Here is a 9,006-nt window from a genome sequence, read left to right as displayed (position 1 = left end):
CAAAAAAGGGCCGAAAGGCCCTTTTTTAATACGTCTGTTTTGCTATAAAAGCTAGACTCTAAAGCACAAAAATTAAAGTACCTTACAAGCAAAACCTTTTAGGTAGAAACCTTCTGGGTAAGCTGTATCGATCAAGTGATCGGCAGCTTGCTCGAAGCGTTCAACAAACTTCACTGTTCTGCCCGCATCTAGAGCGGCGTCAGCGATGATTTTTTGGAATAGGTCAGCCCCCATCAAACCTGAGCAAGAGTAGGTGAGTAGTGTTCCACCTGGCTTCAGGATTTGCATTGCTAGCATGTTAACGTCTTTGTAGCCGTTAGCGCCTGAAGTTAGGTTGTTCTTGCTTGAAACAAACTTTGGTGGGTCCATGATCACTACGTCAAACTTAGTGCCCTGGTCGCGGTATTCTCGAAGTAGTTTGAATACGTCGGCGTTTAGGAATACAGCACGCTTTTTCGAGATATCAAACTCGTTAAGTTCAGCGTTGAACTTAGCTGTATCAAGAGCAAGTTGAGATACGTCTGCGTTGATCACACGCTTCGCGTCGCCTTTAAGTGCGTAAAGGCCAAAGCCACCGGTGTATGAGAAACAGTTAAGGACATCTTTGCCTTTAACGTATTTCATAGATTCTTTACGGCTATCACGTTGATCCATGTAGAAGCCCGTTTTGTGGCCTTCCATAATGTTCACGCTGATCTTCACGCCGTTTTCTTCAATGACTACTGACTTAGGTGGCTCTTCGCCATGCAGTGCGCCGACGGTTTGCTCTAAACCTTCTTTTTTACGAACCGCTACGTCAGAGCGTTCGTAAATATTACATTCAGGGAAGCATTCAACTAAAGCTTCAACGATAACGCTTTTGTTGAATTCCGCGCCAGCACTCAGTAGTTGGCAAACTAAGAAGTCTTGGTACTTGTCGATAGTAATACCTGGTAGGCCGTCAGATTCAGCCGCTGTTAATCGGTACCCCGTTAGGCCGTCACGTTCGATGATATCGTCACGTAGTGATTGTGCGTCTTTAAATCTTTTGATGAAAAACGCTTTATTGATTTCTTCTTTTTCAAATGTCCAAACACGAGCGCGAATTTGAGATTCTGGTGAGTAAGCTGCTTTTGCGAGCCACTGACCATTTTGAGCATATACGTCTACAGTTTCACCTTGTTGTGGTTCGCCTTCGACCTTATCGATACCGCGTGAAAATACCCAAGGGTGTTTACGGCGTAGTGATTTATCTCGGCCTTTAGCTAGATGAATTGAAGGAGTCATAATTTACTCTGTTTGTTGAATTTGAAGGAGGGGTATTGTCGGGGAAGTACAAGGGAAAAGCAAATAAGAAAGGGCTGCAGAAGCAGCCCTAGCAATGATTAATTAACACATAGTGGTTAGATGTGAGTATTAAGCTTTAAGACCTGTCAGCAAACCTTCCATCGTATCGCTTTGCTTACGAAGTTGGTCAACATTTACATTACTCTTACTGATCATTTCACAGATGCTGTCTGATTGATGACGGATCTCTTCAACACTTTGTGCAATGTTGTCAGCAACAACACCTTGCTCTTCAGCAGCAGTAGCAATTTGAGTGCTGCTATCAGAAATAGATTGGTTCTTTTCAGCTAACGATCCAATCTCAACGTTTACTTCCGACATCAATGTTTGACCTTCGTTAGCATTGCTAACAGTCACTTCCATCAATTTTGTCAGTGATTGGCTGTTACGTTGTAATGATTCGATCATGCTCTGGATTTCAACCGTTGCTTGTTGAGTACGGCCGGCAAGGGCACGGACTTCATCGGCAACAACAGCAAATCCACGACCTTGCTCGCCAGCACGTGCAGCCTCAATGGCAGCATTCAGGGCTAATAGGTTAGTTTGTTCAGAGATGCCATTGATGGTTGCGACCACTTCATCAATTTGCGCTGCGTTAGCATCAAGCTCTTCTACCGCTTGCGAAGCTGATTGAATTTCTTGAGATAGGCTTGAGATAGATTCCAATGTATTTGAAACTTTTACTTGGCCACTCTGTGCAACACCGCGAGCGTCCATAGTTTGAGAGCTAGACTCATGAGCAAGGGTAGCTACTTCACGAATCGTAGCTGCCATTTGTTCCGTTGCACTTGCTAAACTATTCAGGTGTTCTTGTTGGTTACCCGAGATGTCTGAGCTCTGTTGTGTCGACTGGTTTAAGTCAGAACTGATCTGCTGCATGAGTGCGACAGACTCTTGGATTGATAGAACCATGTTTTGTTCACGTTCTGCTACTTTATCAATAGTAATTGCGATTTCACTGAACTCATCACGAACAAGGAAGTAGTTCATACGGCAGGTGAGATCACCACTCGCTAGCGTGCTTAACGCTTTGTTCATAGAGAACATTGCGCCACCGATGAAAGTCATGATGTAGTAAACACCCAGAGCGATCAGCGTTAGGGTTACTGCGATAATTGAAACCTGAGTCGTAGATAGAGCTGACCATAAGTTTTGGTCATGGTTTGCAACTAAGCTGAATGCACCGTTCATAACTGAGACGGAACCAACACCATAGCCTAAAGAGATGGTTTCAGAATTACTGACAAGTTGAGCAACTTGATCTTTCGTCAGTTGACCCGCTTCGATAAGTCCTTTCATCAAGAGCATTTCTTCTTGATAAAGATGAGCAAGCAAAGAATCTGCGGCGCTATCTAAAACAAGAGTTAATATAACCAGGGCGAGAAGAGGTAATAAGAAGAGTAGATAGAACTTTTCTTGGATTTTTAGGTGAATGAGATATTTGTCAATCCAACGAAATGGGATTTCTTTCATAATCGTTATACTCGAAGTAAGTCCACCAATAAGCGGTGAATGAATAGAGTCGCAACTATATCATTCATACAATTTATGAGGCAACGTTATGGAAAGTTCACAATATATTTTTGTCGTATCAGGCGTAGTTCAGTGTGTTGGTTTTCGCTATCACACCAGTAGGCAGGCACAAGCTCTGGGCATTTCAGGCTATGCAAAGAACCTAAATGATGGCCGAGTTGAAGTGTTAGCTGTCGGAAAGGGTAAGGACATAGAGAAGTTCCACGCATGGCTCAATATTGGCCCTTCGAGTGCGACAGTAGACCAAGTAGTGATGCATCGAGTTAAAGAAAGTGAGCGACAGGATGTACGTATAGATGAGTTTAAAATACTGTAGCTAGCGCACTACAGTATTTGCCTTTTTACCTTGAGAGTAACCTAAAGTTGTTTAAGCGTTACAAGCATTTTGCTGGTTTAGGTAAACCTGCGAGCTTGGTTGCTTGTTTAGCGGGGCCTTTCTTGAACAATTTGAATAGGTACTTACTGTTACCTTTCTCTGGGCCGTGCGCTTTTTCCATCGCTTTAACGAGCATACGAACAGCCGGAGAGGTTTTGAATTCTTCGTAAAAGCTTCTTACAAAATGTACCACTTCTAAGTGCGCATCAGTCAGTTCAATCGCCTCGTCTTGAGCAAGAATCTCAATCATACCTTCTTCCCATTGTGTGTAGTCCAATAGGTAGCCTTGAGCGTCGGTTTCAATTTGTTTGCCATTATATTCAAACATGTTTAGTCCAGAATCAGTTTAACTCAGTAAATAGGGTACATGACCACGTTTGCCTTTCTCAAGAAATATCGTCGTTATCTCTAGGAATATTGCAACTATAGATACAAAAAAGCCCAAGAGATAGGCTCTTGGGCTCAATTTTGAACGAACTATGATTAGTCGTTGCTGTTCATAATACCTAAGATGCTTAGTAGGCTGATGAAGATGTTGTAGATAGAAACATACAAGCTAATCGTTGCTGAGATGTAGTTTGTTTCACCGCCGCGGATGATGCTTTGCGTTGTTAGCAAAATAACACCAGTCGAGAATAGGATGAACATACCGCTCATTGCTAAAGACAGTAGAGGCATTTGTAGGAAGATGTTTGCAACCATCCCTACTAGCAGAACAACAAAACCAGCCATTAGCATACCGTTAAGGAATGAAAGGTCACGTTTAGTCGTCAGTGCGTAAGCTGATGCACCCATAAATGCTAATGCTGTACCACCAAGTGCAGTAAGGATGACATCACCCATACCTGCGCCAACGTACATGTTTAAGATTGGACCAATGGTGTAGCCTAAGAAACCTGTAAATAGGAATGTGAAGACTAGACCCATGCTGTTGTCACGGTTCTTTTCTGTTAGGAACAGTAGGCCGTAGAAACCAACTAGCATAATGATAAGACCAGGGCGAGGAAGGTTCATCGCCATAGATACGCCTGCTACTACAGCAGACCAAAGTAGTGTCATAGACAGTAGTGCATAGGTGTTACGCAACACTTTATTGGTTTGCAGAGCACTTTCTTGAGATGCTGTGCGTGAAAACATAGGGCTGTTCATAATCTTCCTCGTAAGGTGACTTCAATAGTTATTAGTACATTTATGGGGCTGAAAGTTCGAAAAATCAAGTCTTTCATTCCTTTTGTATACCTAAAATAATAATCAAAATAGTCGGTTAAGTGTTTCTTAAGGTGTAACAAAATGTTTCTAATGACGTATAAAGTGTCGCCAATACTCGATGTTCAAACTTTTATAGTTACTGGCTAATGATTTATAACCTTTGAAAAACTATCTATAACCTTGAAAAATAAAGAGGCGACCTAGGCCGCCTCTATAGTTTATGCATCATAACACATTAATGGTGCAAGATTTGGCTCAAGAAGTTCTGCGTTCTGTCCGATTGTGGGTTTTCAAAGAAGTCGACAGGGTTGTTCTCTTCTATGATTTCACCTGCATCCATAAAGATAACGCGATCGGCAACTTCTTTAGCAAAACCCATCTCGTGCGTTACACACAACATCGTCATGCCTTCTTCGGCAAGCTCAACCATAACGTCTAGTACTTCACGAACCATTTCCGGGTCGAGTGCCGAGGTTGGTTCATCAAACAACATGACTTGAGGGTTCATACATAAAGAACGAGCGATTGCTACACGTTGTTGTTGGCCACCAGACAGTTGGCCTGGGAACTTATCCGCTTGCTCTGGTATTTTTACACGTTCGAGGAATTTCATCGCGATCGCTTCGGCTTCTTCTTTCGGCATCTTCTTCACCCAGATTGGTGCTAGGGTGCAGTTTTCCAATACCGTTAGGTGAGGGAACAAGTTGAAATGCTGGAAACACATACCCACATCGCGGCGAACGGCTTCAATGTTTTTCAGGTCTTCCGTCAGCTCATTACCGGATACAAAGATATGACCTTTTTGGTGCTCTTCTAATCGGTTGATACAGCGAATCATCGTGGATTTACCTGAACCGGAAGGGCCACAAATTACAATTTTCTCGCCTTTTCTAACTTCCAAATTGATGTTTTTAAGAACGTGGAACTCACCGTACCACTTGTTCATGTCTTTTAACTCGATCATAAGACCTTGAGAGTTGTTTTCTGTTTGCTGCGTCATAATACGTCCTTGATCTTGTTAATTATCGTTTGTGACCGGTGTGAAGTCTGTTTTCTAGCCAAATCGAGTATCTCGACATGCCAAAACAAAACACCCAGAACACTAACGCGACAAATACATAACTTTCTGTTGAAAACCCAAGCCATTCAGGATCGGTATTCGCGGCTTGGCCAATTCCCAATACATCAAACATACCGATAATTAAAACCAGACTGGTATCTTTGAACAAACCAATAAAGGTATTCACAATTGAAGGAATCGTGATTTTAAGAGCTTGAGGTAGAATGATAAGCCCTGTTTTTTTCCAGTAGCTCAACCCTAAAGCATCAGCGGCTTCGTATTGACCTTTTGGTATTGCTTGCAAACCACCACGGATTACCTCTGCCATATAAGCCGCACTAAATAGTACTACCCCAACCAACGCTCTGATCAGTTTATCGGTTTCCATCCCTTCTGATAAAAAGAGCGGAAGCATTACCGAGGCCATAAATAGAACCGTAATCAGCGGTACACCACGCCAAATTTCGATGTAAACGGTACACATACTGCGGATGATCGGCATCTCTGAACGACGCCCAAGTGCCAATGCAACGCCAATAGGAAGTGACACTACAATACCAACAAGTGCTATGATCAGCGTAACCAGTAGACCGCCCCATTTATGGGTATCAACAACCTCTAGTCCAAATACACCACCGTATAATAAGCCAGCAATGATAAACGGGTAGATGTTTACGAAGAACAACCAAATCCACGTGCGCTTAGGTGTTTTTTCGTAAGCTAACAAAACGACAAAAATAGCTAACGTTGCGTAGAAAAGGCGAGGGCGCCACAGTTCAGCTTCTGGATAAAAGCCGTACATGAATTGGTCCCAACGAACACTAATGAAAACCCAACAAGCACCGTCGCTAGTACAGGCATCGCGTGTTGTTCCAATCCAATCAGCATTAATGAATGCCCAATCTGCTATTGCCCACAATAAAGTGAAAGCAAAATAACCAAGGACCACAGTGACGACACTGTTAATTGGTCCATTAAATAGATTTTTTCTTAACCAACCGACAGGTCCAACAGTATTCGCTGGAGGCGGAAGATCAGGTTGAAATTGATGTGTACTCATCTTATCTCTCCACCAACGCTACTTTGCGGTTGTATATGTTCATTAGAGCGGATGTTAATAGGCTTAGAGTCAGGTAGACGCCCATTGTCATCGCGATTACTTCGATAGCTTGTCCAGTTTGGTTCAATGTTGTCCCTGCAAATACAGACACAAGATCGGGATAACCAATGGCCATCGCAAGTGATGAGTTTTTGGTTAGATTCAAATACTGACTGGTTAATGGTGGAATGATAATTCTTAATGCTTGTGGAATAATCACCAGCTTGAGGGTTCGTGTTCTAGGGAGACCTAGAGACATCGCAGCCTCTGTTTGCCCATGGTTTACCGCGTTAATACCTGAACGCACAATCTCGGCGATGAACGCTGCTGTGTAGATACTTAAAGCAAGCATCAACGCTGCTAGTTCAGGAATGATGCTAATACCGCCCTTGAAGTTAAACCCTTTCAAAACTGGGTACTCCGCAGAGATAGGCATGCCCATAACAAAGTAAGTTACCAACGGTAAGCCCACAATCAGTGCCGCAGCAATTCGCAACATTGGTGTTTGTTGGCCAGTTAGCTTTTGTTTGTTATTAGCCCAGATGTTGATAACAAAAGTAGCGATGACACCAGTAATCAATGATGCGATCACGATGCTACTGCCTTGCTCTAACACTGGTGCAGGGAAGTACAAACCACGTACGTTCAAGAAAATGGCTTCACCAAGGCTCATGCTTTGACGAGCAGAAGGTAAGGCTTGTAGAACGGCGAAATACCAGAAAAAGATTTGCAACAGAAGAGGGATGTTTCGGAATATCTCAATATAGATAGCTGCAAATCGGCTAACTAACCAATTTGAAGAGAGCCTTGCAATACCCATACTAAAGCCCAGTACCGTGGCTAACATTATGCCGAGTACAGAAACCAAAGCGGTATTGAGAAGACCGATAAAGAAGGTACGACCGTATGAGAATGTTTCGTCGTATTCAATCAGTGTTAAGCCGATACCAAAACCAGCTTCTTGGGATAAAAAATCAAAACCAGTGGCGATACCACGGGAATCTAAGTTAGTGAGTGCATTATTTACAATCGTATAAAAGAAAGCACAAAGCGCCCCGACGGCGATAATTTGGAAAACAATTGAGCGAAAAGTGGGGTTGTAAAAAAGGTTGGCACTTTTGGGCTGTGGCTTTGCCTGAGCTGGAGAAATAGTTTCATTAGGTTTCATACTGCTATAACCTCAAATCCATTTAATAAATAGGGCGGAAAAGTCCGCCCTAATTGATGCTTGTAAATTTATTAACGGATTGGTGGAGCGTACATAAAGCCGCCCGCATTCCATAGTGCGTTTACGCCACGAGAGATCTGTAGTGGTGAACCTGTACCAACAGTACGTTCGAAGCTCTCACCGTAGTTACCAACTTGTTTAATGACTTGGTAACCCCAATCGTCACGAATACCAAGGCCTTTGCCTTTAGGACCGTCGACACCAAGAATACGTTTGATGTTTGGATCTTTTGACTTAAGCATTTCGTCAGCATTCTTAGATGAGATACCGTACTCTTCCGCGTTAATCATTGCTGAAAGTGTCCATTTAGCGACGTTGAACCACTTGTCATCATCTTGACGAACAACAGGGCCTAGTGGCTCTTTAGAGATGATTTCAGGAAGTACCTGTGCAGATTTAGGATCAGCTAAGTTTAGGCGAAGTGCGTAAAGACCAGATTGGTCAGTCGTTAGCACATCACAACGACCCGCGTCGAAGCCTTTAGATGTTTGTGCTGCCGTATCGAATACCACTGGCTTGTAAGACATGCCACTGTTACGGAAGTAATCGGCTAGGTTAAGTTCAGTCGTTGTACCTGATTGAACACATACAGAAGCGCCATCAAGCTCTTGAGCACTTGTAAGACCGAGTTCTTTCTTAACCATGAAGCCTTGACCATCGTAGTAGTTAACGCCTACGAAGTTCAGACCTAGAGCTGTGTCACGATGTAGTGTCCATGTTGTGTTACGAGATAGTACGTCGATTTCGCCAGATTGAAGCGCGGTAAAACGTTCTTTAGCAGTAAGAGGTACATACTTAACTTTAGTTTTGTCACCGAGTACAGCCGCTGCAAGAGCTTGACAATACTCAACATCAATTCCTTCCCATTCACCTTTTGAGTTAGGGTTAGAGAACCCTGGAAGACCGGTACTTACACCACAAGTTAGAAAACCTTGAGATGTGACTTTGTCCAGAGTGCTTTCTGCCGCTGATGCTGATGTTGCCATCATCGCAGTTGATGCAGCTACTACTGAAGCAAGAAGTGTTAGTTTATTTGTCATTTGTATCCTTCCTTGTTAACCAGGTGACACCTGATACTCGTGCTCATTTGAGTTTTTCTATATGTGTTGCGTTTTCTATGACCTTGTTACTCAAATCAAACTGGTTGCATTTTGCAAATGAAACTGTGTGCGATT

The 9,006-nt window shown here is 43.0% G+C and carries 9 protein-coding genes; 1 reads left to right on the top strand and 8 read right to left on the bottom strand.

Annotated features, from left to right (window positions below; genetic code table 11):
• Window positions 1-72: 72 nt before the first annotated feature.
• Together AC3CID_RS08635 and AC3CID_RS08630 are read right to left on the bottom strand one after the other, a co-directional pair.
• Entirely contained in the window at window positions 73-1,266 is a 1,194-nt protein-coding gene (locus AC3CID_RS08635; protein ID WP_488526392.1) for a class I SAM-dependent methyltransferase, read from the bottom strand.
• 129 nt (window positions 1,267-1,395) lie between these two features.
• Window positions 1,396-2,799 (bottom strand): methyl-accepting chemotaxis protein, encoded by a 1,404-nt coding sequence (locus AC3CID_RS08630; RefSeq protein ID WP_017088499.1) that lies wholly within the window; start codon window positions 2,797-2,799, stop codon window positions 1,396-1,398.
• 88 nt (window positions 2,800-2,887) lie between these two features.
• On the opposite strand from AC3CID_RS08630, the gene yccX reads away from it, so the two are divergent.
• Window positions 2,888-3,175 carry an acylphosphatase gene (gene yccX / locus AC3CID_RS08625; protein WP_114633589.1) on the top strand — a complete coding sequence of 96 codons (288 nt, stop codon included), beginning with the start codon at window positions 2,888-2,890 and terminating at the stop codon, window positions 3,173-3,175.
• A gap of 58 nt (window positions 3,176-3,233) precedes the next feature.
• On the opposite strand, the gene AC3CID_RS08620 is transcribed toward yccX, so the two are convergent.
• The 6 genes from AC3CID_RS08620 to AC3CID_RS08595 form a co-directional block, all read right to left on the bottom strand.
• Window positions 3,234-3,563, bottom strand: coding sequence for a TusE/DsrC/DsvC family sulfur relay protein (locus AC3CID_RS08620; RefSeq protein ID WP_004733621.1), 330 nt, complete (start codon window positions 3,561-3,563; stop codon window positions 3,234-3,236).
• A gap of 155 nt (window positions 3,564-3,718) precedes the next feature.
• On the bottom strand, window positions 3,719-4,384 hold the full coding sequence (locus AC3CID_RS08615) for a Bax inhibitor-1/YccA family protein (protein WP_016767698.1): 666 nt from the start codon (window positions 4,382-4,384) through the stop codon (window positions 3,719-3,721).
• 295 nt (window positions 4,385-4,679) lie between these two features.
• On the bottom strand, window positions 4,680-5,444 hold the full coding sequence (locus AC3CID_RS08610) for an amino acid ABC transporter ATP-binding protein (RefSeq protein ID WP_004733637.1): 765 nt from the start codon (window positions 5,442-5,444) through the stop codon (window positions 4,680-4,682).
• Window positions 5,445-5,466: 22 nt separating this feature from the next.
• The gene (locus AC3CID_RS08605) at window positions 5,467-6,564 is read right to left on the bottom strand and encodes an amino acid ABC transporter permease (protein WP_004733636.1); all 1,098 of its coding nucleotides are present in this window, start codon (window positions 6,562-6,564) and stop codon (window positions 5,467-5,469) included.
• Between the two features lies 1 nt (window position 6,565).
• On the bottom strand, window positions 6,566-7,771 hold the full coding sequence (locus AC3CID_RS08600; RefSeq protein ID WP_054547706.1) for an amino acid ABC transporter permease: 1,206 nt from the start codon (window positions 7,769-7,771) through the stop codon (window positions 6,566-6,568).
• A 71-nt stretch (window positions 7,772-7,842) separates the two neighbouring features.
• Complete coding sequence (locus AC3CID_RS08595) at window positions 7,843-8,871, bottom strand: amino acid ABC transporter substrate-binding protein (RefSeq protein ID WP_004733634.1); 1,029 nt, start codon at window positions 8,869-8,871, stop codon at window positions 7,843-7,845.
• Window positions 8,872-9,006 lie beyond the last annotated feature (135 nt).

The sequence above is a fragment of the Vibrio sp. QJM3NY_21 genome, from assembly GCF_057785975.1.
Note: the sequence above shows the minus strand (reverse complement) of the source record. Positions and strands in the feature narration are given on the sequence as shown.

What these genes read in the sequence shown, in the direction of transcription:
- AC3CID_RS08635 (WP_488526392.1), bottom strand. Translation starts at nt 1,266, where the DNA reads ATGACTCCTTCAATTCATCTAGCTAAAGGCCGAGATAAATCACTACGC.
- AC3CID_RS08630 (WP_017088499.1), bottom strand. Translation starts at nt 2,799, where the DNA reads ATGAAAGAAATCCCATTTCGTTGGATTGACAAATATCTCATTCACCTA.
- yccX (WP_114633589.1), top strand. Translation starts at nt 2,888, where the DNA reads ATGGAAAGTTCACAATATATTTTTGTCGTATCAGGCGTAGTTCAGTGT.
- AC3CID_RS08620 (WP_004733621.1), bottom strand. Translation starts at nt 3,563, where the DNA reads ATGTTTGAATATAATGGCAAACAAATTGAAACCGACGCTCAAGGCTAC.
- AC3CID_RS08615 (WP_016767698.1), bottom strand. Translation starts at nt 4,384, where the DNA reads ATGAACAGCCCTATGTTTTCACGCACAGCATCTCAAGAAAGTGCTCTG.
- AC3CID_RS08610 (WP_004733637.1), bottom strand. Translation starts at nt 5,444, where the DNA reads ATGACGCAGCAAACAGAAAACAACTCTCAAGGTCTTATGATCGAGTTA.
- AC3CID_RS08605 (WP_004733636.1), bottom strand. Translation starts at nt 6,564, where the DNA reads ATGAGTACACATCAATTTCAACCTGATCTTCCGCCTCCAGCGAATACT.
- AC3CID_RS08600 (WP_054547706.1), bottom strand. Translation starts at nt 7,771, where the DNA reads ATGAAACCTAATGAAACTATTTCTCCAGCTCAGGCAAAGCCACAGCCC.
- AC3CID_RS08595 (WP_004733634.1), bottom strand. Translation starts at nt 8,871, where the DNA reads ATGACAAATAAACTAACACTTCTTGCTTCAGTAGTAGCTGCATCAACT.